Raw genomic sequence first — 25,453 nt, forward strand, 5'->3', positions numbered from 1 at the left:
AGCCGCGCGCCGCGGACCCTACGATCACTCCGGCAGGGTGAACACCACCAGGGCGTCGCCGGTGCCGAAACCCGACCCCTTGGTGAACGACGCGCCCCCCGCCGCCACGGCAACGTATTGCCGGCCGTCCAACGCGTAGGTAATCGGCGGGCCGCCGATGCCGGCGCCGCACTGGAAGCGCCACAGGATCGCCCCCGTCTTCGCATCGTGAGCGTCGAGGTGGCCGTCCTCCTCGCCGGAGAAGACGAGGCCGCCGGCGGTGGCCAGGGTCCCCCCGGAGAGGCGGCTCCCCGCTTTCACCGACCATTTGATCGCACCTTCGCGGGCGAGATCCACGGCCGTGAGGGTGCTGAACGAGGGCTCGCCCTTGGCCTCCGTGGTCTCGGTGTAGCGGATCGCCGGGCGGTTCCCCGAGGCCGGCACCGTCCGGACCACGTAGGTCGTCGCCCCGTGCCGGACCTGGGCGTAGGCGGTGGCGGCCTTGGGGTCGTAGGCGACGGGGTGCCAGGAGATGGCGCCCAGCGGCCCAGGGCTCACCACCGTACCGGCAGGCGTCGGTGGGGCGTAGAGGTTCTTCTGGGTGACGAGGGGCGCCGAGCGGGTCAGCAGCTTTCCGTCCGCGCGGTCGTGGACGTAGAGCCAGCCGGTCTTGCTCGCCTGCGCCACGGCCTTCACCGTGCCCGTCGGGGTGGTGTGGTCGAGGAGGAAGGGCGGGCTCGCCACATCGTAGCCCCACTCGTCGTGGGGCACCTGCTGGTAGTACCAGCGCAGCTGGCCGGTGGCCGCGTCGAGGGCGACGAGGCTCATGGTGTAGAGGTTGTCGCCCGGTCGCGAGAGGCCGAAATTCTGTGGCGCCGGGTTGCCGGTGCCGACGTAGATCAGGCCGAGGTCGGCATCGTAGGCCGGGGTCATCCACAGCGATCCGCCGCCGACCTTCCAGGCATCCCGGTGGGCCGGGGCGGCGGCCTTCTCGGCAGCGATGTCGCGGTGAAGCGGCACCCCGTCGGGGGTCCTGTCGACGAACCCGCCCTCCCAGCCGTCGGCCTTGGTGACGTACCAGCGCCAGCGCTCCGCCCCGGTCTTCGCGTCGTAGGCGGCGAGCCATCCGCGCCGGCCGTAGCCGCCCTCGATGCCCACGACGGCGCCGCCGTCGAGGCCGCCCTTCTCGTCCTCGACATGGAGGCCGTAGCCGGCCCCGGCCACGCCGACGATGACGAGGCCGTTCGCCACCAGGGGCGGCATCTTGAAGCCGAGCCGGCTCGATCCCTGGACGGTGCCGGCCCCCAGGGTGCCCGCCAGGGCCGATGCGGTCTCGGACTCGCCCTCCTCCGGGCGCACGGCCTCGTGGTCCCACACCACTTTGCCGGTCTTGGCATCCAGCGCGATCACGCGCCCGTCCATGGTGGCCTCGAACACGAGGCCGTCCGCGACCGCGACCCCACGGTTCGAGGGTGGCCCGAAAATCTTCTCCGTGCGGGCCTTGTGGACGTAGGTCCAGCGCACGGCGCCGGTCTTCGCGTCCAGGGCCGCGACGTGGTTCTGCGTCGTCGAGACGTAGAGGGTGCCGTCCACCATCACGGGCTCGGCCTGGAAATAGCCGGTGATGCCGGTCTGGAAGATCCAGGCCGGGCGCAGGCGCCCGACGTTGCCGGTGTCGATGGCGGTGAGGCCCGAGAAGTGGCGGTTGGTGTGGTCGCCGCCGAACATCGGCCAATCTTCGGCCACACACGGGGCGAGGCCCGCGACGATCAGGGGGCTCGCGAGGACGAACGGGACGGCGAGCAGCCGGCGAGTGGTGCGGCGGACCATGGCGTTCTCCTCGTCCCATATTCCTGGGGGCGACTGCGTCACCCGCGTGCCCCGTCACGGATGCAACGGTCCGATCCCTATCGCAATGTACGGCGGCGCGCCCTCGCGTCGAGGGCAAGGCCGAGGCCGAGCATCAGCGCGAGACCGCCGACGTTGACTGCGATCTGGAGGGGCCAGACCGGTTCGAAGGTCCGGTACAGGATCCGGCCGATGAGGGCCGCCATGCAGCCGGCCGCGAAGATTTCCAGGGAGTTCCGGCCGCAGGCATCGAACGGTCGAAGCCAGCGTAGCCCGGAGAGCCGCATGACGGCCGGCGAGGCGAAGACAAGGCTCGTCAGGACCAGGATGTGGAGGAGGCGCAGGGGCGCGACGCGGCTCTTGTCCGGCGGGCTCATGGTAAGGGGCCGCAGGTCGGGCAGGCCCCAATCCCCCCAGGGAAACGCCTGCAGCAGGGCGCACAGCAGGTAGATCCAAGCCGCGGCGGTGAGAAGCGAATGCCGAGGCAGGAGTCCGTCGCGCGCCTGGACCGCGACGCTGAGGGCGGCGCCGATCACGAACAGGAACTGCCACGCGAACGGGTTGAAGTACCATCCGTCGTCCACGGCAGCCGCGTTGGGGAGGTTGAGCGTGTGGTCGACGTTCGCGGCGAGCCAGATCAGGCCCGAGAGGCCGAGGGTGCCCCACAGAGTGCGTCGCAGGCCCGCATAGATCAGCGGAAACAACCCCAGCAGCAGGATGTAGAGCGGCAGGATGTCGAGGTAGTTCGGCAGAGCGTTGAGCATCAGCCCGCGCACGGCCCCCGGCAGCAGGCCCATGTCGAGGAGCGCCCGCACCCCGAAGCGCGGGACGAGGCCGGTGAGGTCCATCCAGACCCGCACGATGAGCAGCGTCGCCAGGAGCAGCCCCGCCTGGAACAGGTAGATCTTCAGGCAGCGCCACCCGATGCGCGTGAGGGTGGCTCTGGTACCCGCGCGCCGGAACAGGCCGCCATAGGCCACCATCGCGGAGTAGCCAGCCAGCAGCACGAAGATCTCGGCCGCATCGGAGAATCCGAAATTGTGGAGGGTGAGCAGGGCCGGCGCGTTGCGCGGAATGTGATCGATGAAGATCGTCAGCAGGGCGAGGCCGCGGATCACGTCGATGCGTGCGTCGCGGCTTCGCGGCGGCGAGGGCGGGAGGACGACGTTCGGGGCCCGGCGCGGTGGAGCGTCCACCGTAGCGGGACCGAGACCGGTCAGCGCATCACCGACAGGCTCGTGAGCCAGAGCCGGTAGAGCCGGGGCCAGAGGGCGACGGACGCCTCGGCGCTGCCGATGCCGAAGCCGTGCCCGCCGACGGCGAACCGATGATATTCCACCATGACCTTGGCCCCCCGGCACGCCTCGTCGAGGATACGGCTTTGCTGGGGATTGACCACCCGATCGTCGTCTGCCTGCACGAGAAAGATCGATGGGCAATCGGGGCCGACATGGGTGTGAAGCGACCAGGCCGCGCGCGCCTCCTGCGTCGGCGTCTCTCCGACGAGGGACCGGCGGGTGTTCGTGGTGTCGAAAGGGGGCTGCAGGCTCACGACGGGATAGATCAGCGCCGCGAAATCAGGCCGCGCCGAGAGTTCGTCGACGGCGTCGACGGGTGCGTAGGCGCGGAAGGTGGAGCGGGCCGCGACCATGCCGCAGAGGTGGCCACCGGCCGAGAAGCCCATCACGCCGATGCGGCCGGGATCGAGGCCGAACCGCTCGGCATTGGCGCGAATCATCCGCAGGGCGCGCTGTCCGTCCTGCATCGCGACGACGGGACCGTCGGCCCAGTTCTCGCTCGGGAGCCGGTACGTCAGCACGAAGGCCGTGATGCCCTGCGACGCCAAAAGGTAGGCCGCTGGATAGGCCTCCTTCACGAGGCCGATGCGGCGGTACCCGCCGCCGCCCGCGACGAGCACCGCCGCGCCGCTGGGCTTCTGCGGAAGGAAGACTTCGAGGACCGGGGTGGAAACGTTCGATACCGCGCCGCTGCCATCCTCGACCTGGGGCCCCGACGGTCCGCCGCCGCCCGGCGGTAGATCCGGCCAGAGGGTGAGGCGGGCAAGGCCTCCGGCCGCGTGAGCCTGCGGAATCAGCGCCGCCGCCGCGCCAAGACCCATCATCACGGCACGGCGGCCGGGCCGGGACAGTTCGTTCGCCACGCAGCCCCTCCGGACGCCCTTGCGCACAAGCAAAGGGGTGGCGCCCGGATTCCGTTCCATCGGCCCGGCGAACCGGGCCGACACGTCAGCGGAAGGCCATCACCAGTGCGCCGACGGCGATGCCCCATAGGGCCAGTGTCGACCAGATGGCGCGCCGTCTTGTGGCACGCGCGAAGGCGTCGAGGCGGTCGGCGTTCCCGGTTCCCGATTCGTCGAGGCGTACGAGGATGCGGCGCAGGCGCTGGGCCAGATCGGGCAGGTCCGAGATGACGTCGGTCAGCGTCAGGGCTGCGCGCCCCACACCCTCGATGCGGCCCAGTGGGCCGAGATTGCGGGCGATCCAGCTGCGTACCACGGGCTCGGCCCCGGTCCACATGTCGAGCTGAGGATCCAGCGAGCGGGCGACGCCCTCCACCACCACCATGGTTTTCTGGAGCATCACCAGCTCCGTGCGGGTCCGCATGTCGAACAGGGCGGTGATGTCGAACAGCAGGGTCAGCACCTTGGCCATGGAGATCTCGTCGGCCCGGCGCTGATGGATCGGCTCGCCGATGGCGCGGATGGCTTGGGCGAAATCGTCCACGGAATGGTGCGCGGGCACGTAGCCGGCCTCGAAATGCACCTGCGCCACGCGCTTGTAGTCGCGCAGGATGAAGCCGAGCAGGATCTCGGCGAGGAAGCGCCGCTCAGGATGCCCGAGGCGGCCCATGATGCCGAAATCCACCGCCACCAGGGTGCCGGTCGGATCGACGAACAGGTTCCCGGGATGCATGTCGGCGTGGAAGAAGCCGTCCCGGATGGCGTGGCGCAGGAACGACTGGATCACCGCGCGTCCGAGCGCCCGCGGGTCGTGTCCGGCGGCCACGATGGCGGCCCGGTCGTTGAGGCGGATGCCCTCGATCCACTCGCTCGACAGGACGTCGCGGGCGGTGAGTTCCCAATCGGGCCGAGGCACCCGGAAATCGGCATCGTCCTTCGTGTTGTGGGCGAGCTCCGACATGGCCGCCGCCTCGAGGCGGAAATCCATCTCCATGGTGACGGAGCGGGCCAGGATCTCCACCACCTCGCGCGGGCGCAGGCGCTCGGCTTCCGGCGACAGGGCGTGGACGATGCGGGCGAGGAACCGCATGACTTCCAGATCGCGCTGGAAGCGCTCGCGCACCCCCGGCCGCATGATCTTGACGGCGAGCACCCGCGCGGCGCCGTCCGGGTCGATGACGTGCGCTTTGTGGACCTGGGCGATGGAGGCCGCCGCGATGGGCGGGCTGAACGAGACGAACAGGGAGGAAACCGGCTTGCCGAACGCCGCCTCGACGACCTGGAGAGCCACTTCCTGCGGGAAGGGCGGCACCCGGTCCTGCAGGGTCTCGAGATCGCGCGCGGCATGCATGCCGACGATGTCGGGCCGGGTAGCGAGGAACTGCCCGAACTTGACGTAGGACGGCCCGAGCCGGGTCAGCGCCCGCTGCAGAGGGGCGGCCCCGGTTCCGAGGCCGCGGCGCTCCAGCATCCGTCCGACCCGGAGGGCGAAGCGCAGGTGAGGCGGCAGGTCGCGGGAATCGACGAGGGACAGGCCGCCCTCGCGGGCGAGGACGAAACCCACATGGGCGCCGCGGACGAGGGAGCGGAGCATCAGGCCATCCGCCGATCTCTGTCTCGCATCGTCGTTTCCTGGGGGCCGAACGCCGCCCGGCCCGCTGCGCTCACGAGACCTTCCAGCCCGAATGGATCGCCACGATGCCGCCCGACAGGGGCCGGTGGCTCACATGGCGGAAACCGGCGGCCTCGATCATGCCGGAAAAGCGTCCCGGGCTCGGGAACTTGCGGATGGATTCCACGAGGTAGCGGTAGGATTCGGCATCGCCCGCCACCTTCGAGCCGAGGCGTGGGATGACGTGGAACGAATAAGCGTCGTAGATCCGGTCGAGGACAGGCAGGTCCACCTTCGAGAATTCGAGGCACAGGAAGCGCCCGCCGGGCTTGAGGACCCGGTGGGCTTCCGCCAGGGCGACATCGATACGCGGCACGTTCCGGATGCCGAACGCGATGGTGTAGGCATCGAACCGCTCCGACGGCAGCGGCAGGGCTTCAGCATTGGCGGTGACGAAGTCGATGCGCCCGGTGAAGCGGTTTCCCGCCCTCTCTGCCCCGACGCGCAGCATGGCCTCGTTGATGTCGAGCACGGTGACGTGCGTCGCAGGGCCGCCGGCCTCCAGGGCCCGGAAGGCGATGTCGGCGGTGCCGCCGGCCACGTCGAGGTGATGGAACGGGCGGTTACGCGGCGGGCGCAGCATCGAGATGAGCTGCGACTTCCAGGCCCGGTGCAGGCCGCCCGACATGAGGTCGTTCATGAGGTCGTAGCGCTTCGCGACGGACCGGAACACATCGTCGACGCGCGCCTGCTTCTCGCCGAGCGCCACCTGCTCGAAACCGAAATGCGTGCTCTCGTCGGGGGGGGAACGCTCGGCGTGACTCATGAACCTCACCTCTCGGGTTGAGCGTCATAGCGAAAGGCGGGGCGGATCGCCATGTTCGCCAGCACCGCATCCCGCCCAAGTCTTGGACGCCACGCGCCGGAGAGCCATGCCCGAACTGCCCGAAGTCGAGACCGTGCGCCGCGGTCTCGCCCCAGCCATGGTGGGTGCCCGGTTCGCCCGCGTCACCCTGCGCCGGCCGAACCTGCGCTTTCCCTTCCCCGAAAGCTTCGTCGAGCGTTTGGAGGGACGGACGGTCCTGGCCCTCGACCGGCGGGCCAAATACCTCGTGGCCGGCCTCGATTCCGGCGAGTCGCTGATCCTTCACCTCGGCATGAGCGGGCGCTTCGACGTGGCGATGCCGGACGGCCGCAATCTCTCGCCGGGCGATTTCTACCTCGACGGGGCGCAGGGCGCCCCAAAGCACGACCATGTGGTCATGGCCCTGTCGAACGGCGCCACCGTGACCTACAACGACGCCCGCCGCTTCGGCTTCATGGACCTCGTGCCCAGCGCCGACCTGGCGACATGCCGGCACTTCGCCGCCATGGGTCTCGAACCCTTGAGCGACGCCCTGACGCCGGAGGCCGTGGCACGGCTGTTCCGCCACAAGATCACGCCCCTGAAGGCCGCCCTCCTCGATCAGCGCCTCATCGCGGGTCTCGGGAACATCTACGTCTGCGAAGCCTTGCACCGGGCGGGACTGCACCCGGAAATGCCTGCCGGACGGCTGGCCGGGCCCGATGGACGCCCGTCCTCGAAGGCGCGTCTCCTGGCGAAGGTCATCCCTCAGGTTCTCACGGAGGCGGTGGCCGCCGGGGGATCCACCTTGCGAGACTATGCACAGACGGACGGAAGTTCCGGCGCGTTCCAGCATGCGTTTCGCGTGTATGATCGCGCTGGAGAAGCGTGCCGCACGATTGGATGTGGCGGATGCATCGAACGGATCACCCAGTCGGGCCGGTCGACATTCTACTGTGCGACTTGTCAGCGTCACCCGGAGGGGTTGTCCGGTTCATCGAAAATACCCGTGAAATCCAAGGTCGAGCTTTGAGAACTTGGCTTTTAGCCGCCCTCGTTCGTCAAGTCTGCGGACGGCGAGGGTTCTGTTAAGGCCCGGTGTCTAATCATCATCAGAGGTCGACCCAGATCCGACCAGTCGCCTAAGACACCGAGGGCTTCGGAGCACGCATGTACCCACGTCCCGGCAATGAAGCGGAGCGGCTCGCCGCTTTGCATGAACTTGCCATTCTCGACACGCCGCCCGAGGTGCGCTTCGACGCCGTCTGCCGCACAGCCTGCGCCTTGTTCGGCCTGCCGATGGCCACCGTCACCCTCGTCGAAGCGGATCGGCAATGGTTCAAGGCGAAGTGCGGCGTCGGCGGGGAAGGTAGTCCCCGGCAGGATTCGTTTTGCACCTACACGATCCTGACGGACGACGTGCTGGTGGTCGAGGATGCGACAAGGGACCCACGCTTTTCCGGCAGCCCCCTGGTCACCGGTGGGCCGCAGATCCGTTTCTATGCCGGGGCCCCGATCATTCTGGCGCCCGGCATCCGCATCGGTACCGTCTGCGTCCTCGGGACCGTTCCGCGCGGGTTCTCCGCCGTGGAGGAGGCGCAACTAGCCGATCTCGCCGCTGTGGTCGCGGCGCAACTGACCCTGCACCGGACCGAAGCGCGACTGCGCGAGAGCGAGGCGCATTACCGGCTGCTTGCCGAGAACACGTCCGACATGATCGTCCGCTCGGGTCTCGACACCCGCCGCCACTACGTCTCCCCGGCGTCCCGGACCCTGCTGGGCTACGATCCCGACGAACTCGTCGGAACGATGCCAATGGACCAGATCCATCCCGACGATGCCGAGGGCTACGCACGCGTCCTGACCACCCTCGGGGAGGGACGGACCGCCCGTGCGGTGACCCGCCAGCGCTACCGCCGCAAGGACGGGTCCTGGGTCTGGGTCGAGGTGACCTTCAATCTCACCCGCGATGCCACGGATGGGCACCCGACCGGATACGTCGCGGCCGTACGTGATATCTCCGAACGCGAGGAAGCGGCCCGCCGTATCGGTCACATGGCCCGGCACGACGCCCTGACGGATCTCGCCAATCGGACCCTGTTCCGGGAGCGCCTGATCGAGGCATTCACAGCGAATCGACGGGGGAAAGATGGGTTTTCCGTGCTGTATCTGGACCTCGACCGCTTCAAGGCGGTCAACGATGGTCTCGGCCACCAAGCCGGGGACCGGCTCCTGTGCCGGGTCGCCGATCGTCTGAAGGGGCTCGTCCGGCAGTCGGATACCGTGGCGCGGGTCGGCGGTGACGAGTTCACCGTGATTCAGGCCGGTACGGACAGGCCCGAGGATCCGCAGCAACTCGCTCAGCGGCTCATCGAGGCCATTCGCCAACCGATCGACCTCGACGGCGAACGAGTGATCGTGGGGGCCAGCGTCGGAATCGCCCGGGCTCCGCAGGATGGCGGAGACGCCGACACCCTGTGCCGGCACGCCGATCTCGCCCTGTATCGTGCAAAGGCAGCCGGACGGAACACCTTCCGGTGCTACGAGCCGGGGATGCGTTTCGACCGCGCGATCAGGACCCGCGCGGCCGGATAGGGTTGTCTTGCCGGCGCCCGATGGGCGCCGGATGCCGCTACCACCCTCGGGTATCCTCGCCCGTTGGGCGCCGGCCCTGCGGCGTCAGACGATCGATCACCTGCGGCAAAGCTTGCGCCAGCTGCGACAGGAGATCGTCGCGTTGCAGGCCGGTGCGCTGCTCGAGGGCATCGACGGTGTCGGGACCGAGGGCGTCCGCGAGTTGTCGGGGCTGGACCGGACGGTTCTCACCAGGGCCAATCCAGGATTCGATCATGTCGCCGAGACCACCGCGCTGGAACCGGTCGATCAGTCCGTCGAGGCCGGTCTCACCGTCACCAGGCTCGCGGTCGAGCCGGGCGTAGGGGCCGGCACCCGGATCGCGCTCGGTCGTTCCACCGCCGCCATCTGCCGTACCCCGCTCCCCCGGTCCATCGAGCATCCCCGAGAGATCGCTGAAATCACCCTCCTGGCGGCCGCGCGGCTCGGCACCGCCCCCCCGGTCATACTCTCGTCCGCGATCGTGCCCGAAGCCGCCGAGATCACCCTCGTCGTAGCCGCCGGGGGCCTGCCCGCCCGACCCATAACCGCCTTGGGAATCATCACGGTGGGGGCGGCCGCCGCCGCCCAGAATGTCGCCGAGGCCCCCGGCGCCCTTGGACATCAGGAGCATCAGGAGGGCCTGGACGATGGGCGAGAGATTGCCCATGCCGCCACCGGCTCCGCCGCCCTGCCCGCCGCCCTGTTCGGGTCTGCCGCCGCCCAGAACCTGTCCGAGAACGCCGCCAATGACTTGATCGAGGAGGCCCATGATCGTTTCTCCCGTGCTGCGTGGACGTGTCGACCTACCGTTGTTGGCTGCCGCCGGTGGCGGCGCGGTCCCGGTCGGGCAAGTGATCGAGGGGATTGGTCCGCTTTCCGCTCGATCCGACGACCGCGGCCGAGTGGTCGATGGCCTTCGGCGGCGAGACCTGTCCGGTGGGCCGCTCCGCCGCGCGGGCATCGCGTGACGGCAGCGTAGCGGGAGTGGGCTGATCGTTGGGGTTGGCGACCGACTGTGCCACGGCGGGCTGGCCGCCGAGGGGCGTGATGAGCATGCCGAAGGCGGCCGAGACGGCGAGGCCGGCAACGAACAGGCCGGTCGCCGCGGTGCCGGCGCGGGGCCGCAGGGCATGGCGCCGGCGGGCGGAGGTGGTGGTCATGATCAAGACGATCTCCGTGGGAGGACGGGCTCGGCGCCTGCGCGGGGGCGCCATCTGCTGCACCAAGCCCGGCCGGGCCGGGCTGGTTCCCCTCCCCCGCTTCAGCCCTTCTTGCGCCCGCCCCCACCCTTGTATTTCGGCTTCTGCCCACCGAGCCCCTGCGTCGAGCGAGCCTTGGGACGCTCCTGCCATTGCGGCGGGGCGGTGCCTACGGGCAGTTCGCGGTCGGTGCCTGGCCCCATGTTGTCGAGGGTCGGCTTCGAGATGCGGCTCTGCTTCGCGCCGTAGCGTCCCGCCTCGCGTTCGACGTCGCCCTGGCGCGCCATCGGATCGTCGGAGACGAGGAGCTCCGTCGCCTGGAGGCGCTTGAGCTCGTCGCGCAGGCGCGCGGCCTCCTCGAAGTCGAGGTCGGCGGCAGCCGTGCGCATGCGCTTCTCGAGGTCGGCCATCACCGCCTTGAAGTTGTGGCCGATGGTGGCGGCGTTCTTGGCGAGCCCCGTATCGACCTGGACATGGTCGCCCTCGAACACGCTCGAGAGGATGTCGGAGATGCCGCGCTTCACGCTCTGGGGCGTAATGCCGTGCTCGACGTTGTAGGCGAGCTGCTTCGTCCGGCGCCGCTCGGTCTCGGCCATCGCCCGCTCCATGGAGCCGGTGATGTTGTCGGCGTAGAGGATGCAGCGCGCCTCCGCGTTGCGGGCCGCGCGTCCGATGGTCTGGACGAGCGAGGTCTCCGATCGCAGGAAGCCCTCCTTGTCGGCGTCGAGGATCGCGACCAGGGCGCATTCGGGGATGTCGAGGCCCTCGCGCAGGAGGTTGATGCCGATGAGGACATCGAAGGCGCCGAGGCGCAGGTCGCGAATGATCTCGATACGCTCCAGCGTGTCGATGTCCGAGTGCATGTAGCGCACGCGCACGGAGTTCTCGTGCAGATATTCGGTGAGATCCTCGGCCATGCGCTTGGTCAGCGTGGTCACGAGCGTCCGGTAGCCGGCCTGTGCGACTTCGCGGACCTCGCCCAGCAGATCGTCCACTTGGCTGCGGGCGGGCCTGATCTCGATGACCGGATCGACCAGGCCGGTGGGGCGGATGACCTGCTCGGCGAAGACGCCGCCGGTCTGCTCCATCTCCCACTTCGCCGGAGTCGCCGAGACGTGGATCGATTGCGGCCGCATGGCGTCCCATTCCTCGAACCGCAGCGGGCGGTTGTCGAGACAGGACGGCAGGCGGAAGCCGTATTCGGCCAGCGTCGCCTTGCGGCGGAAGTCGCCCTTGTACATGCCGCCGATCTGCGGAACCGTGACGTGACTCTCGTCGGTGAAGACGAGGGCGTTGTCGGGCAGGTACTCGAACAGGGTCGGGGGCGGCTCGCCGGGCTTGCGTCCCGTCAGGTAGCGGGAATAGTTCTCGATGCCGTTGCAGGCGCCCGTGGCCTCGATCATCTCGATGTCGAAGGTGCAGCGCTGTTCGATGCGCTGGGCCTCGATGAGGCGGCCCATCTTCGTCAACTCGTCCACCCGCAGCTTCAGCTCGGTCTTGATGCCCTTCACCGCCTGCTGGAGGGTCGGGCGCGGCGTGACGTAGTGGGAGTTGGCGTAGACCTTCACGAATTTGAGGTCGTTGATCTTCTTGCCCGTGAGCGGGTCGAACTCGGTGATCGACTCGACCTCGTCGCCGAACAGGCCGATGCGCCAGCCGCGATCGTCCAGGTGGGCGGGCCAGAGTTCGATGACGTCGCCGCGCACTCGGAAGGTGCCGCGGGCGAAATCCGACTGGATGCGCTTGTATTGGAGCGCCACGAGGTCGGCTACGAGCTGGCGCTGCTCGATCTTCTCATCCAGCGACACCGTGAACGACATGGCGGTGTAGGTCTCCACCGAACCGATACCGTAGATGCACGAGACGGAGGCCACGAGGATCACGTCGTCGCGCTCCAGCAGGGCGCGGGTGGCGGCATGGCGCATGCGGTCGATCTGCTCGTTGATCGACGATTCCTTCTCGATGAAGGTGTCCGAGCGCGGCACGTAGGCTTCGGGCTGGTAGTAGTCGTAGTACGAGACGAAATACTCCACCGCGTTGTCGGGGAAAAAGCTCTTGAACTCGCCGTAGAGCTGCGCCGCCAGGGTCTTGTTCGGGGCGAGGATCAGGGCCGGACGCTGCGTCGCCTCGATGACCTTGGCCATGGTGAAGGTCTTACCCGAGCCGGTGACGCCGAGCAGCACCTGATCGCGCTCCGCCTTCTTGACCCCGTCCACGAGCTCGGCGATGGCCCGGGGCTGGTCGCCCGCCGGCTCGAACTCGGACTGGAGGCGGAACGGCACGCCGCCCTCGGATTTTTTCGGCCGTTCCGGTCGGTGCGGCGCCCAGTTCTTGCCGTCCTTGAACAGGGGGTTGCCCTCGGTGAGGAGGCGCGACAGAGCGTCCACCGTGGCCGAGACGCCGTCGGTGGCGAGCGACGTGTCGCCATCGTCGGCCAGTCCCTCCGGAGCCGGGCCGTCCTCCGGCGGGGTCAGGCCCAGAGCCTGGGCGAGACGGGAATCGACCTCGGCCGCGTCATGCGTAAAGGCCGCCTGGGGCGCCTCGCCGAACCCCTTCGCGGATGCGGGTTTCGCAATCGCTTTCTTCGGGCGGCCAGGCCGGGCGGGGGCGGGCGGCGCGGTGTTCTCCACAACCGGCAGGCGATTACGGTTCAGGGCCGGGCTCAGCAGGGCGGCGAGATGCTCGTCGAGGGGCTGAAGCTCGGGTTTCGACGCCTTCGGGGAGCCCCTGGATTTGGAGCTTTTGGGGGGGGAACCCGTGACGGTGGAGGAGCGCGGTTTGTTCGGGGCGGCCATGGATGAGATATGGGCCTTTCGACGGGGGCCGGGAAGGGTTCGCGCCCCGATGGCATCTCCACCGCAGCGTTCGCCCCTGCAACGCGCACTTCGCCCCTGCAACGCGCACATGGCTCACGTGCGCGGGCGAACGGCCCGCCGTCGAAACCGTTGATCCGGCGGGCCGCCTTCACGGCCATGGAGCAGTGAGTTCATGACCGGAACGGCCCTCATCGCCGGTGTCAGCGGCATCGTCGGCAACAACCTCGCCCGCCACCTCGTCGAAACCGGCTGGGACGTTCACGGCCTTGCCCGCCGGCCCGTGCAGAGCCCAGGCGTCACCCCGGTCGCGGCCGACCTCACCGATCCGGACGCCTTGAGAGCGGCCCTGGCCGAGATACGCCCGACCCATGTCTTCATCACCACCTGGATGCGGCAGGAGACCGAAGCCGAGAACTGTCGGGTCAACGGCGCCATGGTCCGCAACCTTCTCGGCGCCCTCGACCACGCACCTCTGGCCCACGTCGCCCTGGTGACGGGGTTGAAGCACTATCTCGGCCCGTTCGAGGCCTACGGAAAGGGCACCCTGCCCCAGACCCCGTTCCGCGAGGATCAGGATCGCCTGCCCGTCGAGAATTTCTACTATGTGCAGGAAGACGAAGTCTTTGCCGCCGCTGCCCGGCGTGGCTTCACCTGGAGCGTGCACCGGCCGCACACCATCATCGGCTATGCGCTGGGCAACGCCATGAACATGGGCGTGACGCTGGCCTGCTACGCCACCCTGTGCCGTGAGACCGGACGGCCGTTCGTGTTTCCGGGCTCGGCCCAGCAATGGAACGGGCTCACCGACGTGACCGATGCGCGCCTGCTTGCCCGCCACCTCGCTTGGGCCTCGACCACCCGGGCTGCCGCCGACACGGCATTCAACGTCGTCGACGGCGATGTCTTCCGGTGGTCGTGGATGTGGAGCCGCATCGCGGAGTGGTTCGGCGTTCAGCCCGCGCCCTATTCCGGCGAGGCGATGCCCCTTGAGCAGCAGATGTCGGGTGCGGCCCCCCTGTGGCGCGAACTTGCTGCCCGGCACGGGCTCGTCGAGCCGGATCTCGACCGCCTTGCCTCGCCCTGGCACACGGATGCCGACCTTGGCCGGCCCATCGAGGTCGTCACCGACATGAGCCGCAGCCGCCGCCTCGGCTTCCTCGACTACCAGCCCAGCGACGATGCCTTCTTCGACCTGTTCTCGCGGCTCCGGGCCGAGCGGGTGATCCCGTAGGTGACCGGAACACCGTCCTCGGCTGGACAGGCCGGGGCTCGGGACCCAGATCACGCTGGACACGAGACCGGACGGACCCCGATGCAGCCTCAGACCCCCGCAAAGCCCGAACTCGACGACGCCACCCTCGCCTTCGCCGGGAAGGTGTTTCAGTTCGCCCGTCTGGGCCATGCCCGGGAACTCGCCGAGTTGTTCGGTCAGGGCATGCCGGCGAACCTGCGCAACGACAAGGGCGACAGCCTGCTCATGCTCGCCGCCTATAACGGCCAGGCCGAGGCTGCGCAGGCGATCCTCGAACATGGCGGCGACCCGGAACTCGCCAACGACCGGGGCCAGACGCCCCTGGCCGGGGCCGCGTTCAAGGGCGATATCGCCATGACCGAACTGCTCCTCGCACACGGTGCCCTCGTGGACGGCACCGGCGACGGTACCCGCACGGCCCTGATGACGGCCGCGATGTTCGACCGCGTCGCGATCATCGACCTGCTCTTAGCCCATGGCGCCGACCCGGACCGGCGCGACGGGGCCGGGCTCACCGCCGCCGAGATGGCCCAGTCCATGGGGGCGACCCAGGCCCCCGCCCGTCTCGCGCAGGCGTCGAGGCCCCCGGCCTGAGGTAGCCTGCGTCCGGGGCGGTTCGGGTGTATGGAGCGCATCGGGCTCCGGCCCGCGCCCGGCCCATGAGTGTCCCATGACCACCGCCTCCAAGCCCCGTTCGCTCGAGAACCGCCGCATCCTCCTCGTGATCGGCGGCGGCATCGCGGCCTACAAGTCCCTCGACCTTATCCGCCGCCTGCGCGAGCGTGGGGCCCAGGTGCGTCCCCTCCTCACCAAGGGCGCGCAGGAATTCGTGACGCCCCTCGCGGCGGCTGCTCTGGCCGGCGAGCGTGCGCATACGGACCTGTTCGACCGGGCGGAGGAGGCCGATATCGGCCACATCAAGCTTGCCCGCGACGCCGACGCCATCGTGGTCGCGCCCGCCACCGCGAGCCTGATGGCCAGGATGGCCACGGGCGAAGCCTCGGATCTGGCCGCCACGGTGCTGCTCGCCACCACCCTGCCGATCCTCATAGCCCCGGCCATGAACGTGCGGATGTGGCAGCACCCGGCGACACGGCGCAACCTTGCGACGCTCATGGGCGACGGCGTGCGCGTGGTCGGGCCCAATGACGGCGCCATGGCGGAGGCCGAGTTCGGGCCCGGGCGCCTCGCCGAACCGACGGAGATCGCCGCCGCCGTGGAGGCGATGCTGGCCGAGGGCGAGCGACCCGGCGGGTTCGGTTTCCTTGCCGGACGGACCGTGTCCGGGCGCGCACCGGCCGGTCCTCTCGCGGGACGGCGCGTCCTCGTGACCTCGGGGCCGACCCACGAGCCCATCGATCCCGTGCGCTACCTCGCCAACCGCTCGTCCGGCCGCCAGGGACACGCCATTGCGGCCGCGGCTGCGGCGGCGGGAGCCGACGTCACCCTGATCTCTGGCCCGGTCGCGATTCCCGATCCGGATGGCGTGCATGTGGTTCCCGTCGAGACCGCGCGGGCCATGCTGGCGGCCGTGGAGGCGGCCTTGCCGGCGGACATCGCGGTGTTCACGGCCGCCGTCGGCGACTGGCGCCCGGCGGAGGTCGGCACGCGCAAGATCAAGAAGGACGGGAGCGAGCCGCCCCCCCTCCTCCTCGTGGAGAACCCCGACATTCTCGCCACCATCGCGGGCCGGGCGAGCGGGCGCCCGGCTCTCGTGGTGGGCTTCGCCGCCGAGACCGACGACGTGCTCGCCAACGCGCAGCGGAAGATCGCCCGCAAGGGCTGCGATCTACTCGTCGCCAACGACGTTTCGGCCGCCGGGGGCGTCATGGGTGGGCTGAACAACACCGTCCACCTCGTTGGACGCGACGGCTCCGTCGAGACCTGGCCGACCCTCGACAAGGATGAGGTCGGGCGCCGCCTCGTGGCCCGCTTCGCCGCGTTGCTGCCGGCGTGACGCGGTGCGGCAAAAACCTGCGGACCCCGTGCGCGTATTGGCGCGTTAACGCTTGACTAACCCGTCTCCCGGCATCATTTCGGCGTCGCCTCCGATTCCGCCTCGTGCCGGTCGTGCGGCTCCATAGGATCTGACTGACCCAATGCCCAGCGACAGTAGTCGATGGACCGTGCCGCCTTCGGCCGTCCGCGTGCGTCACGCCTGATCGCTGATCGGGCTCGCCCGCGATCGACCCCCGGTGACCGGTCGAACGAGGTGAGCCCATGACCGTCTTGAAGCTTTCTGCCTTTCCGGCCGCTTTTCGTACGAACCTCCTTCCCCTGAGCGACGTTCGCCTCCGCGCCGTACGATCGCGGTCCACCCGCAAGGCCGCGCCGAAATCGCCCCCGAAGAAAAAGCGCGATGCCAACGTCGCCCTCATCATGGCGGTGATGATGAGCCTCGTTTTCGCGCCCGTGGTCGGCATGCACCTGTTTGCCACCTTTGGGCCGGTCGACCTTGGGACGCAGAAGCCCGCCGCCGAGGTCGTGTCGCGCACCGTGCCCGCCCTTCCCCCAAGTTGACGACCTCAGCCGTCCGAGGCGGCGGGGTCCATGTGGACGGCCTCCCAGACATGGCCGTCCGGGTCCTGGAAGCTACAGGCATACATGAAGCCGTGATCCATCACGGGCTTCCACGGCCGGCCTCCGGCGGCCAGGGCCTGGGCCAGCATCGTGTCCACCGCCTCGCGGGACTCCGCCGAGACGCAGGTCAGCACCTCCGTGGCGGTGTTCGCGTCGCTGATCGGCCCGGTGATGAAATCCCGGAACCGGCTCTCCACCATCAGCATGACAAAGATGTTCTCCGCCACGATCATGCAAGCGGCCTCGTCGTTGGAGAAGTTCGGGTCGAAGCCGAACCCGAGGGTGCCGAAGAACGCCCGTGAGACCGTGAGGTCCTTCACGGGGAGGTTCACGAAAATCATCCGCATGTTTCGTCTCCCCGTGGTTGAATGCTGTCGTCAGGCCTGTGCCTGGGCGGCTTCGTGCCGGGCCGCCAGATCGGCCTCCTCCGCCGCGATCTTGACGGCGGCGGGCCGCCCGTTGACGCGGGCGATGTAGGCCATGATCGCCGGTTCCTCGGGAACGAGCTTGAAACTCGTGGTCCAGCCAAGCGCCGTGCCCCACAGGACATCGGCGGCGGTGAAGCGCTCGCCGAGGATGTAGGGTCCCCTGGAGAGAGCCCCCAGCAGGGTCGCCAGCACCGTGTCGAAGTCGCCGTAGGCCGACATGGCGCGCGGACCCGCTTCGCGCTGGAGCGCCCGGTCGATGACCGCCGGCTCGAAGCTCGACCCGTAATAGACCATCCAGCGCAGGTACGGCCCGCGCAGGGGATCGTCGGGAGCCGGGGCGAGGGCCACCCCGGGGAACAGGTCGGCGAGGTAGAGGTAGATCGCCGCCTGCTCGGTCACGAGGGCGTCGCCGTGGGTCAGGGCCGGGACCTTCCCCATGGGGTTGATGGCAAGGTACGCCGCCGCGCGGTGCTCGCCAGCCTTCATGTTCATCACCTGAAGCCGATGCGGCGCGCCGAGCTCCTCCAGGAGAATCCGCACCCCCGTCGAGCGGGTGTTGGGCGCATGGTAGAGCGTGATCTCGGATGCCAAGCAGAATGCCTTTCGCGAATCGTCGACCGCAGGGTCTGCGCCGGGCGGGCCAGCGTCAACCGGAGCGCGCTAGTTGCGGCGCGCCGCGACGGCCTGGGCCAGGAGGCACAGGATCTCGAAGGCCAGGGTGGCGCCGGCCAGCGCTGTGATGCCGGACGGGTCGAGGGGCGGGGCGACCTCGACGAGATCGGCCCCGACGAAGTCGAGGCCGCTCAAGGCCCGCACGAGGAACAGCGCCTCCCGACTGGTGAAGCCCCCCATTTCCGGCGTACCGGTGCCGGGGGCGTAGGCCGGATCGAGGGCATCGATGTCGAAGCTGAGATAGGCCGGCCCGGCACCGATCACGGCGCGGGCCTCCGCCGCCACCGCGGGCAGGCCCCGCATCGCGACCTCGTCCATGGGGACGATCCGCACGCCCTGCGCCCGCGCCCAGTCGAGTTCGTCGGCGGCGTCGACGCTGCCGCGCAGGCCGATCTGGATCATGCGCCCAGGATCGAGGACGCCGTCCTCGATGGCCCGGCGGAACGGCGTGCCGTGGGTGAGCCGGCTGCCGTCGTACTGGCCGTCGTCGGTGTCGCTGTGGGCATCGATATGGACGAGGCCGAGGGGCCGGTCGCGGCCGAGCGCCCGCAGGACCGGATAGGTCACGAAATGGTCGCCGCCGACGGACAGGGGAACGATGCCGGCGGCCGCCAACGGCGCGTAGAACGCCTCGATCCGAGCCGCGGTCGCGGCGACGTCGATGGGGTTGATGCAGACGTCGCCGAGATCGGCGCAGGCGGCGAGATCGTAGGGCGCGATCCCGGTGGCCGCATTGCGCGCACGGGTGCCGGTGGAAGCCTCGCGTATGCCGCGCGGCCCGAGGCGTGCACCCGGCCGGTTGGTGGTGGCCCCGTCGAACGGGATGCCGACGAGGCCGATATCGATGCGGCCCGGGGCCTCGGCGGGGGCGAGGATCGGAAGGCGCATGAAGCTCGCGACGCCCGAGAAGCGCGGGCTCGCCATGCCCGAGGGCGGGCGATGGCGCGCGATCCGTCCCGCATCCGTGTCTTCGGTCATCGTTCCTCCACGTGCGTCTGCCAAAGCGATCGTTAGGGCATCCTTTCGCCGGGATGGCGCTTCGATCAAGCGCATGATCGCCCCGCGGCCCCCGTGGCTGCGAAAACCGTCGCGTTGACGGATCGGCGGTGCGTGGCTATAGAGCGCGGATTGCCGACGGTCGCGGTCTTCCCCGTCCGTCGGCTTCGCCATTGCCCGAACAACCTGCACGCGATCATACGACACTCCGGCCTGCGGGCCCGTCGGGATCGCCTCAAACGTGATGAGGATGCCCCATGGCCAACACCGTGTCGGCCAAGAAAATGACCCGCAAGATCGCGAAGCGGACCGCTGTGAACCGCTCGCGCCGCAGCCGTATGCGCACCTTCGTCCGCAAGGTCGAAGAGGCCATTGCCGGTGGCGACCAGACCAGCGCGCTGACCGCCCTGCGGGAAGCCGAGCCCGAGATCATGCGGGCCGCTCAGCACGGCATCGTGCACAAGAACAACGCGTCCCGGAAGGTCTCGCGCCTCGCGGCACGGGTCAAGGCGCTCGCCGCCTAACCCTCCGTCCTCAGGACCCATTGCGAAGAAAGCCCGGCAGCGATGCCGGGCTTTCTTCGTTTTCGGCTGCCCTTCTCGCGCCGCCGGTGGCGAGCCCGGACCATGCGCCATCCCGTCGTGACACCGCGACATGCGTCCACCTGCAGTGTCTCGTTAACGATATTGCCGAATCTCCCATGTTGTGGCGTGCGCAGGCCAAGTGTAACTTAACGATCGCTTGAGAAGACGCCACAAAAGCCGTGCATCTCCGAGTCGAGGATGAACCGTTCACAAGGTCGGGGCTCCGGCTCGACTCACCCCGCCAAGCCCTCGTCGCAATTCGCGCAAATTTGGCTATCCCCATTAGTCCCGTTGTTAGGAGAACCGTAGCTTATTGTTGATAGGCTGTTTTCATCGACAAAAGGTGCCGTGGGTCCATTGACACCGGCGCGAACACCAGGGTCCCGCGAATGGCTTGCGGGACGCGACGTCAGTCAAGTGTGCGTACGTTCCGGCGGCGGCTCTCCGTCCTCGGCGCGAGGAGAGCGATGATGCATGTCGACGGTAGCGTGTCCGGCAACCCCGAGACGGGCATGAGCGGCGTGGGTGGGACCGATCCGGTGGCCGCCTGGGCTCGGGTGAAGCGCCGCTTGCGGGCGGAACTGGGCGAGGACGTGTTCGCGAGCTGGTTCGCCCGGCTCGAACTGCTCGAAGTCTCAGGCGCCACGGCCCGCCTCACGGTGCCCACCCGCTTCCTCAAGAGCTGGATCGAGTCGCACTACATCGACCGCGTCCTGAACACCTTCCGCAGCGAGGTCGAGGAGGTCTCGCGCATCGACGTCTCGGTGCGCGGTCCCGCCGCCCGTCCGGCCGCCGCCGCGAGTGCTCCGAAGCCCGCGATGGCGCCAAGCCCCCTGGCTCGTCTCCAGGCCGCCGGCTCCGGAATGCACGCCCCGGGCGAAGCCGATTCGGAAGTTTCCGCCCCGGTCCGCGCCGAGGGTGGCTCCGGCGACCTCAACGGTGCGCCCCTCGACAACCGCCTGACCTTCGCGAGCTTCGTCGTCGGCCGCTCCAACGCCCTCGCCCATGCGGCCGGCGAGCGCGTCGCCCGCCACGACGGCCAGGGCGCGCTCTACAACCCGCTCTACCTCCATGCCGGGGTCGGCCTGGGCAAGACCCACCTGCTGCACGCCATCGGCCACGCCGCCCGCGATTCCGGCCGCCGGGTGATCTACCTCACCGCCGACCGCTTCATGTACGGCTTCGTCAACGCCCTGAAGACCCAGAACGCCCTAGCCTTCAAGGAGCGCCTGCGCGCCATCGATCTCCTCATCCTCGACGACGTGCAGTTCATCCAGGGCAAGTCGATCCAGGCCGAGTTCGGACACACCATCAACGCACTCATCGATGCCGGCCGCCAGGTCGTCGTCGCCTCCGACCGGCCGCCCACCGAACTCGAAGCCCTGGAAGAGCGGGTCCGCTCGCGCCTCGCCGGCGGCCTCGTGGTCGAGATCGGCACCCTCGACGAGCAGTTGCGCACCTCGATCCTCTCGGCGCGGCTCGCCGCCGTGCAGGTCTCGCATCCGAGCTTCGAGGTCTCGCCCACGGTCGCCACCTACGTCGCCCGGGCGATCACCGCCAACGGGCGCGATCTCGAGGGCGCCGTGAATCGGCTGCTCGCCCATGCCACCCTCACGGGGGCGGCGGTGACCATGGAGACCGCCGAGGCCGCGATCCGCGATCTGGTGAAGAACCGCGAGCCCAAGCGCATCAAGATCGAGGACATCCAGAAGCTCGTGGCCTCGCGCTACAACGTCTCGCGCTCCGACATCCTGTCCGAGCGACGCACGGCCGCCGTGGTCAAGCCGCGCCAGATCGCGATGTATCTGTCGAAGGTGCTGACCCTGCGCTCCCTCCCCGAGATCGGCCGGCGCTTCGGCGGTCGCGACCACACCACCGTGCTCCACGCCGTGCGCAAGATCGACAAGCTCATCGGCGAGGACAATGTGCTCAACGACGAAGTCGAACTCCTGAAGCGCATGCTGCAGGATTGAGGCGCGTCGCGCGGCGGAGCTTTCGGCTCCGCCGCGGATCGAAGCCGGGATAGCCGCCCTCTCGCACTTGCGTTCGCCGATGGGCTTCGCCAAGTTCATCGGCCACGGTGCCGGGTTTTGGTGCCGTTCCACGGTGCCTTTCCACGCGGAATGCCGAGGCGCGCCGCCGCGCCGGCTCAAGCGACGTCCACCTTCAGACCACGAGTTTTGTCGATGAGAGTCACTGTCGAGCGCGCGGCCCTCCTTCGTTCGCTCGGCCACGTGCACCGCGTGGTCGAGCGCCGCAACACCATCCCGATCCTGTCGAACGTGCTCCTGCGCGGCGGCCCTGCGGGCCTGGAGCTGCGCGCCACGGACCTCGACATCGAGGTCACGGAGACCATCCCGGCCGATGTGGCCGATGCGGGCGCCACCACCGTGCCGGCGCACGTCATCTACGACATCGTACGCAAGCTGCCCGACGGCGCCCAGGTCTCCCTGGAGACCAGCGGCGAGACGGGGCAGATGACCATCCGCTCGGGCCGCTCGCGGTTCTCGCTCGGCGCCCTGCCGGAAGGCGATTTCCCCGACCTCGCCGCCGGCGAGTTGCCGAACCGCTTCACCCTGGCGGCGGCCGACCTCAAGCGCCTCATCGAGAAGACGCAGTTCGCCATCTCCACGGAAGAGACGCGGTACTATCTCAACGGCATCTACCTCCACACCATCGAGTCCGAGGGTTCGCTGAAGATGCGGGCCGTCGCCACCGACGGACACCGACTCGCTCGGGTCGAGATCGAGGCGCCGGACGGAAGCCGCGACATGCCGGGCATCATCGTGCCCCGCAAGGCGGTCGCCGAGATCATCAAGCTCGTGGAGGATGGGGGCGAGGGCGTGGAGATCGACCTGTCATCGGCCAAGATCCGATTCAAGTTCGCCAGTGGCGTGGTGCTGATCTCCAAGCTCATCGACGGTACATTCCCGGATTACCAGCGCGTCATCCCCTCCGGAAACGACAAGCGCCTTACCGTCGAGCGTGACCAGTTCGCCCGGGCGGTCGATCGTGTCTCGACCATCTCGTCGGAGCGCGGCCGCGCGGTGAAGCTCGCCGTGCAGGAAGGGCGTCTCGCACTTTCCGTGAACAATCCGGATTCCGGCAGTGCCACCGAGGAGCTCGACGTCGATTACGAGGCCGCCGCCCTCGATATCGGCTTCAACGCCCGCTACCTCCTCGACATCACGGCTCAGCTCGAGGGCGACACCGCCCTGTTCAAGCTCGCCGACCCGGGCTCGCCGACCCTGATCCAAGACCGCGAGGGCGCGTCCGCGCTTTACGTGCTGATGCCGATGCGGGTGTGATCGCGACCGCTTCGTCCAATCTCATCGCGCATGCACCCGAGGATGCCTCGGCGGGTCGCGGGCTTCGCCTGACCCGCCTGATCTGCCGCGACTTCCGCAATCACGCCGACGTCGATCTCGAGGTGAGCCGCCGCTTCGTCGCGCTGGTCGGCGAGAACGGGGCCGGCAAGACCAACCTGTTGGAAGCCGTATCCCTGTTCTCGCCGGGGCGCGGCCTGCGCCGGGCCGATCTCGCGGGCATGGCCCGCATCGGCGGACCGGGCGGCTTCGCCGTGTCGATGACCCTGGCGGCGGGCGAAGGCGAGCACCGGGTGGGCACCGGCTACGAACCGCCCGGCCTCGACGGGCGCGCCGCGCGCCTGTGCCGGATCGACGGCGCGACGGCGCCTTCCCCCGTGGCGTTCTCCGAGTTCCTGCGCGTGGTCTGGCTTACCCCGGATTTCGACGGATTGTTCCGAGGGGCGGCGGGTGACCGCCGCCGCTTCCTCGACCGGCTGGTGCTTGCCGTCGATGCCACCCACGGCGCCCGGGTCAACGCTTTGGAGCGGGCGTTGCGCTCGCGCAACCGCCTCTTGGAGGAGCGGCCCAACGACAGGCAATGGCTGGACGCCATCGAGCGCGAGGTCGCCGAACTTGGGGTTGCCGTGGCGCTCGCCCGGCGCGAGACCACGGAGCGCCTCGACCGGCTCATCGCCGAGGGGCGCGACGATGCCCAGCCCTTCCCCTGGGCGGCGCTCCGCCTCGAAGGCGACCTCGACGATCTCGTCGCCGTCTGGCCGGCGCTGGAGGCCGAAGACCGGTTCCGCATGGCCCTGCGCCAGGGCCGCGCCCGCGACCGCGCGGCCGGCCGTACGCTCAGCGGACCGCAGACCAGCGATCTCGTGGTGCGCCACGGTCCCAAGGACGTGCCCGCCGCCACCGCCTCCACGGGCGAGCAGAAGGCCCTGCTCATCGGGCTCGTTCTGGCCCATGCTCGCCTGGTCCAGGCCATGTGCGGGATCGCCCCCCTGGTCCTGCTGGACGAGGTCGCCGCCCATCTCGACCCGCGCCGCCGCGCCGGCCTGTTCGACGCCCTCGAAGCCCTGTCCGGTCAGGTCTGGATGACGGGGGCCGATCCGGCCCTGTTCGCCGAACTCGACGGACGGGCGGATCTGGTGAGAATCGTCGACGGGCGCGTCGCCGTGCCTTGAGGCGCCGGTGGGCCATGTCGATCGCGAATCTCCTCCTCTTCGCCGTTGCGGTGGCCTCTCTCGGTCCTGGCATCGCCGCCCTGGTGGCGCGAGTGCTGGCGCGCGGGCCGGTCGGCATCGGGGCCTTCATCGCCGGCTTCGTCGTGGGCGACCTCGTCTGGTTCGGCGTGGCGGCGGCCGGTATGGCCCTCCTCGCACGGTCCCTGGCCGTCGCGTTCGTCGTCCTGAAGTACGCCGGTGCCGTCTATCTCGCGGTTCTCGCCTGGAAAGCCTGGACCGCGCCCTTGGAGCCCATCGAGACCGAGCGCGTGGACGCAGACGGCCGGATACGCCTGTTCTTCGGCGGCCTCGTCTTCACCCTCGGCAACCCGAAGGTGATCCTGTTCTTCCTTGCGCTTCTGCCGGGTGTGGGTGATCTCGATCGCCTGACCCTCCTCGGCTTCGCCGAGATCGGCGCCACGATCGTCGTCGTCTTGAGCGCTGTCTTGTGCGCCTATGCCGGAGCCGCCGACCGCGCCCGGCGGGTCTTCACCTCGATTCGCGCGCGGCGTGCGATCGACCGCAGCGCCGGCACGGTGATGGCGGGCGCGGCGGTCGCCATCGCCGCGCGGTGAGCCTCACGCGAGGGCGGATGGAATGTCGGTCTGCGAAAAATCGTTGCCGATGAACAGGAGGGGGACATCACGAGTTTGGGCGCAGGCATAGGCGAAGCAGTCGCCGAGGTTGAGGCGCGCGGGGTGGCCCCTGCCCTTTCCGTAGCGGTGATGCGCGAAGATCGCATGACTTGCGTCTCGGCCATCGATCGGCACGATGGCGATTTCGGATGCTGCCAGAAAGCTGCGGACCTTTTCCTCCGCCTCGGTGGTTGGAATCGTACCGAGACGACTGATCGCCAATGTCGATTCGAAGATCGCGATCGCCGATGTCATCGCGGAACTCGTCTTTTCGAGCCGGTCTACGAGCGCCTCGAAATGGGGTTCGCGCTGGAGAATCGCTACGATCGCAGATGCGTCGATGAACATCACGGCTCACCGCTGAGATCGTCGTAAAAGGCTTTGTCGGCCTTCAGGCCCGTTCTGGGATAGGCGGCAATCGCATCCTGGATCGGTTTGATGCGTTCCAAAAGCGACGGCTTCGCCTCCCGTCTCGCCAACTCGTTGACGAGCGCCATTCGCACGGCCTCGGTCTTGCTCACCCTTGCCGCTGATGCCAGCGTTTCAGCGAGTTGGTTAACCTCCTCGCTACGGATATTCAGCGCCATCGTACGCCCCTCGTGTAGACGCGTTTACGATGGTGCCTACACGACTTTCGCGCAAGCTACCCATTCCA

24 protein-coding genes are annotated in these 25,453 nt (G+C 69.0%); 11 read left to right on the plus strand and 13 right to left on the minus strand.

What is annotated here, in order from left to right; genetic code table 11:
• Nucleotides 1-24: 24 nt before the first annotated feature.
• The 5 genes from ASG60_RS17940 to ubiE form a co-directional block, all read right to left on the minus strand.
• Nucleotides 25-1,809, minus strand: coding sequence for a PQQ-binding-like beta-propeller repeat protein (locus ASG60_RS17940; RefSeq protein ID WP_056386935.1), 1,785 nt, complete (start codon nt 1,807-1,809; stop codon nt 25-27).
• A gap of 77 nt (nt 1,810-1,886) precedes the next feature.
• Nucleotides 1,887-3,023, minus strand: coding sequence for an OpgC domain-containing protein (opgC, locus tag ASG60_RS17945; protein ID WP_056386937.1), 1,137 nt, complete (start codon nt 3,021-3,023; stop codon nt 1,887-1,889).
• Nucleotides 3,024-3,043: 20 nt separating this feature from the next.
• Nucleotides 3,044-3,988 carry an alpha/beta hydrolase gene (locus ASG60_RS17950; RefSeq protein ID WP_244476710.1) on the minus strand — a complete coding sequence of 315 codons (945 nt, stop codon included), beginning with the start codon at nt 3,986-3,988 and terminating at the stop codon, nt 3,044-3,046.
• An 85-nt stretch (nt 3,989-4,073) separates the two neighbouring features.
• Nucleotides 4,074-5,621 carry a 2-polyprenylphenol 6-hydroxylase gene (ubiB, locus tag ASG60_RS17955; protein WP_056386940.1) on the minus strand — a complete coding sequence of 516 codons (1,548 nt, stop codon included), beginning with the start codon at nt 5,619-5,621 and terminating at the stop codon, nt 4,074-4,076.
• Nucleotides 5,622-5,691: 70 nt separating this feature from the next.
• The gene (ubiE, locus tag ASG60_RS17960) at nt 5,692-6,465 is read right to left on the minus strand and encodes a bifunctional demethylmenaquinone methyltransferase/2-methoxy-6-polyprenyl-1,4-benzoquinol methylase UbiE (RefSeq protein WP_056175521.1); all 774 of its coding nucleotides are present in this window, start codon (nt 6,463-6,465) and stop codon (nt 5,692-5,694) included.
• A gap of 106 nt (nt 6,466-6,571) precedes the next feature.
• Here ubiE and mutM point away from each other — a divergent pair, with 106 nt between their 5' ends.
• Nucleotides 6,572-7,516, plus strand: coding sequence for a bifunctional DNA-formamidopyrimidine glycosylase/DNA-(apurinic or apyrimidinic site) lyase (mutM, locus tag ASG60_RS17965; protein ID WP_056175524.1), 945 nt, complete (start codon nt 6,572-6,574; stop codon nt 7,514-7,516).
• Between the two features lie 137 nt (nt 7,517-7,653).
• Nucleotides 7,654-9,078 carry a sensor domain-containing diguanylate cyclase gene (locus ASG60_RS17970; protein ID WP_082515398.1) on the plus strand — a complete coding sequence of 475 codons (1,425 nt, stop codon included), beginning with the start codon at nt 7,654-7,656 and terminating at the stop codon, nt 9,076-9,078.
• A 37-nt stretch (nt 9,079-9,115) separates the two neighbouring features.
• Here ASG60_RS17970 and ASG60_RS17975 read toward each other — a convergent pair whose 3' ends face one another.
• From ASG60_RS17975 to uvrB, 3 genes are all read right to left on the minus strand, one after another.
• Complete coding sequence (locus ASG60_RS17975) at nt 9,116-9,868, minus strand: YidB family protein (RefSeq protein WP_056386941.1); 753 nt, start codon at nt 9,866-9,868, stop codon at nt 9,116-9,118.
• A 34-nt stretch (nt 9,869-9,902) separates the two neighbouring features.
• Nucleotides 9,903-10,154, minus strand: coding sequence for a hypothetical protein (locus tag ASG60_RS17980; protein WP_056175696.1), 252 nt, complete (start codon nt 10,152-10,154; stop codon nt 9,903-9,905).
• 206 nt (nt 10,155-10,360) lie between these two features.
• Nucleotides 10,361-13,093, minus strand: a complete 2,733-nt coding sequence (gene uvrB, locus ASG60_RS17985; RefSeq protein WP_056386943.1) for an excinuclease ABC subunit UvrB — start codon at nt 13,091-13,093, stop codon at nt 10,361-10,363.
• A gap of 193 nt (nt 13,094-13,286) precedes the next feature.
• Between uvrB and ASG60_RS17990 the strand changes: the two genes are divergently transcribed.
• The 4 genes from ASG60_RS17990 (at nt 13,287) to ASG60_RS18005 (ending at nt 16,886) form a co-directional block, all read left to right on the plus strand.
• The gene (locus ASG60_RS17990) at nt 13,287-14,345 is read left to right on the plus strand and encodes an SDR family oxidoreductase (RefSeq protein WP_056386945.1); all 1,059 of its coding nucleotides are present in this window, start codon (nt 13,287-13,289) and stop codon (nt 14,343-14,345) included.
• Between the two features lie 81 nt (nt 14,346-14,426).
• A complete protein-coding gene (locus tag ASG60_RS17995; RefSeq protein WP_056263134.1) occupies nt 14,427-14,960 on the plus strand; it encodes an ankyrin repeat domain-containing protein in 534 nt (177 codons plus the stop codon).
• 76 nt (nt 14,961-15,036) lie between these two features.
• Nucleotides 15,037-16,323 (plus strand): bifunctional phosphopantothenoylcysteine decarboxylase/phosphopantothenate--cysteine ligase CoaBC, encoded by a 1,287-nt coding sequence (gene coaBC / locus ASG60_RS18000; RefSeq protein ID WP_056386947.1) that lies wholly within the window; start codon nt 15,037-15,039, stop codon nt 16,321-16,323.
• 263 nt (nt 16,324-16,586) lie between these two features.
• Entirely contained in the window at nt 16,587-16,886 is a 300-nt protein-coding gene (locus ASG60_RS18005; RefSeq protein WP_056386949.1) for a hypothetical protein, read from the plus strand.
• Between the two features lie 5 nt (nt 16,887-16,891).
• Here the strand turns inward: ASG60_RS18005 and ASG60_RS18010 are convergent, their stop codons facing one another.
• The 3 genes from ASG60_RS18010 to speB form a co-directional block, all read right to left on the minus strand.
• On the minus strand, nt 16,892-17,293 hold the full coding sequence (locus ASG60_RS18010; RefSeq protein WP_056386951.1) for a VOC family protein: 402 nt from the start codon (nt 17,291-17,293) through the stop codon (nt 16,892-16,894).
• Nucleotides 17,294-17,323: 30 nt separating this feature from the next.
• On the minus strand, nt 17,324-17,965 hold the full coding sequence (locus ASG60_RS18015) for a glutathione S-transferase (protein ID WP_056175549.1): 642 nt from the start codon (nt 17,963-17,965) through the stop codon (nt 17,324-17,326).
• 69 nt (nt 17,966-18,034) lie between these two features.
• Nucleotides 18,035-19,024 carry an agmatinase gene (speB, locus tag ASG60_RS18020; protein WP_056386953.1) on the minus strand — a complete coding sequence of 330 codons (990 nt, stop codon included), beginning with the start codon at nt 19,022-19,024 and terminating at the stop codon, nt 18,035-18,037.
• Between the two features lie 275 nt (nt 19,025-19,299).
• Between speB and rpsT the strand changes: the two genes are divergently transcribed.
• From rpsT to ASG60_RS18045, 5 genes are all read left to right on the plus strand, one after another.
• Nucleotides 19,300-19,566, plus strand: a complete 267-nt coding sequence (gene rpsT / locus ASG60_RS18025; protein WP_056095665.1) for a 30S ribosomal protein S20 — start codon at nt 19,300-19,302, stop codon at nt 19,564-19,566.
• A gap of 530 nt (nt 19,567-20,096) precedes the next feature.
• Nucleotides 20,097-21,599, plus strand: a complete 1,503-nt coding sequence (dnaA, locus tag ASG60_RS18030) for a chromosomal replication initiator protein DnaA (protein WP_056263189.1) — start codon at nt 20,097-20,099, stop codon at nt 21,597-21,599.
• A 213-nt stretch (nt 21,600-21,812) separates the two neighbouring features.
• Nucleotides 21,813-22,934 (plus strand): DNA polymerase III subunit beta, encoded by a 1,122-nt coding sequence (dnaN, locus tag ASG60_RS18035; RefSeq protein WP_056175554.1) that lies wholly within the window; start codon nt 21,813-21,815, stop codon nt 22,932-22,934.
• Between the two features lie 23 nt (nt 22,935-22,957).
• A complete protein-coding gene (recF, locus tag ASG60_RS18040) occupies nt 22,958-24,124 on the plus strand; it encodes a DNA replication/repair protein RecF (protein WP_056387009.1) in 1,167 nt (388 codons plus the stop codon).
• A 14-nt stretch (nt 24,125-24,138) separates the two neighbouring features.
• On the plus strand, nt 24,139-24,738 hold the full coding sequence (locus ASG60_RS18045; RefSeq protein WP_056386955.1) for a LysE family translocator: 600 nt from the start codon (nt 24,139-24,141) through the stop codon (nt 24,736-24,738).
• A 3-nt stretch (nt 24,739-24,741) separates the two neighbouring features.
• Here the strand turns inward: ASG60_RS18045 and ASG60_RS18050 are convergent, their stop codons facing one another.
• Together ASG60_RS18050 and ASG60_RS18055 are read right to left on the minus strand one after the other, a co-directional pair.
• Nucleotides 24,742-25,146 (minus strand): type II toxin-antitoxin system VapC family toxin, encoded by a 405-nt coding sequence (locus ASG60_RS18050; RefSeq protein ID WP_056386957.1) that lies wholly within the window; start codon nt 25,144-25,146, stop codon nt 24,742-24,744.
• Nucleotides 25,146-25,385 carry a type II toxin-antitoxin system VapB family antitoxin gene (locus ASG60_RS18055; protein WP_056263159.1) on the minus strand — a complete coding sequence of 80 codons (240 nt, stop codon included), beginning with the start codon at nt 25,383-25,385 and terminating at the stop codon, nt 25,146-25,148. Before ASG60_RS18055 ends, ASG60_RS18050 begins: the two co-directional genes overlap by 1 nt.
• Between the last annotated feature and the right edge of the window lie 68 nt (nt 25,386-25,453).

This window comes from Methylobacterium sp. Leaf469, from assembly GCF_001424745.1.
Lineage (GTDB): Bacteria > Pseudomonadota > Alphaproteobacteria > Rhizobiales > Beijerinckiaceae > Methylobacterium.

What these genes read in the sequence shown, in the direction of transcription:
- ASG60_RS17940 (WP_056386935.1), bottom strand. Translation starts at nt 1,809, where the DNA reads ATGGTCCGCCGCACCACTCGCCGGCTGCTCGCCGTCCCGTTCGTCCTC.
- ubiB (WP_056386940.1), bottom strand. Translation starts at nt 5,621, where the DNA reads ATGCTCCGCTCCCTCGTCCGCGGCGCCCATGTGGGTTTCGTCCTCGCC.
- ubiE (WP_056175521.1), bottom strand. Translation starts at nt 6,465, where the DNA reads ATGAGTCACGCCGAGCGTTCCCCCCCCGACGAGAGCACGCATTTCGGT.
- mutM (WP_056175524.1), top strand. Translation starts at nt 6,572, where the DNA reads ATGCCCGAACTGCCCGAAGTCGAGACCGTGCGCCGCGGTCTCGCCCCA.
- ASG60_RS17970 (WP_082515398.1), top strand. Translation starts at nt 7,654, where the DNA reads ATGTACCCACGTCCCGGCAATGAAGCGGAGCGGCTCGCCGCTTTGCAT.
- ASG60_RS17975 (WP_056386941.1), bottom strand. Translation starts at nt 9,868, where the DNA reads ATGGGCCTCCTCGATCAAGTCATTGGCGGCGTTCTCGGACAGGTTCTG.
- ASG60_RS17980 (WP_056175696.1), bottom strand. Translation starts at nt 10,154, where the DNA reads ATGCTCATCACGCCCCTCGGCGGCCAGCCCGCCGTGGCACAGTCGGTC.
- uvrB (WP_056386943.1), bottom strand. Translation starts at nt 13,093, where the DNA reads ATGGCCGCCCCGAACAAACCGCGCTCCTCCACCGTCACGGGTTCCCCC.
- ASG60_RS17990 (WP_056386945.1), top strand. Translation starts at nt 13,287, where the DNA reads ATGACCGGAACGGCCCTCATCGCCGGTGTCAGCGGCATCGTCGGCAAC.
- ASG60_RS17995 (WP_056263134.1), top strand. Translation starts at nt 14,427, where the DNA reads ATGCAGCCTCAGACCCCCGCAAAGCCCGAACTCGACGACGCCACCCTC.
- coaBC (WP_056386947.1), top strand. Translation starts at nt 15,037, where the DNA reads ATGACCACCGCCTCCAAGCCCCGTTCGCTCGAGAACCGCCGCATCCTC.
- ASG60_RS18005 (WP_056386949.1), top strand. Translation starts at nt 16,587, where the DNA reads ATGACCGTCTTGAAGCTTTCTGCCTTTCCGGCCGCTTTTCGTACGAAC.
- ASG60_RS18010 (WP_056386951.1), bottom strand. Translation starts at nt 17,293, where the DNA reads ATGCGGATGATTTTCGTGAACCTCCCCGTGAAGGACCTCACGGTCTCA.
- speB (WP_056386953.1), bottom strand. Translation starts at nt 19,024, where the DNA reads ATGACCGAAGACACGGATGCGGGACGGATCGCGCGCCATCGCCCGCCC.
- rpsT (WP_056095665.1), top strand. Translation starts at nt 19,300, where the DNA reads ATGGCCAACACCGTGTCGGCCAAGAAAATGACCCGCAAGATCGCGAAG.
- dnaA (WP_056263189.1), top strand. Translation starts at nt 20,097, where the DNA reads ATGCATGTCGACGGTAGCGTGTCCGGCAACCCCGAGACGGGCATGAGC.
- dnaN (WP_056175554.1), top strand. Translation starts at nt 21,813, where the DNA reads ATGAGAGTCACTGTCGAGCGCGCGGCCCTCCTTCGTTCGCTCGGCCAC.
- ASG60_RS18045 (WP_056386955.1), top strand. Translation starts at nt 24,139, where the DNA reads ATGTCGATCGCGAATCTCCTCCTCTTCGCCGTTGCGGTGGCCTCTCTC.
- ASG60_RS18050 (WP_056386957.1), bottom strand. Translation starts at nt 25,146, where the DNA reads ATGTTCATCGACGCATCTGCGATCGTAGCGATTCTCCAGCGCGAACCC.
- ASG60_RS18055 (WP_056263159.1), bottom strand. Translation starts at nt 25,385, where the DNA reads ATGGCGCTGAATATCCGTAGCGAGGAGGTTAACCAACTCGCTGAAACG.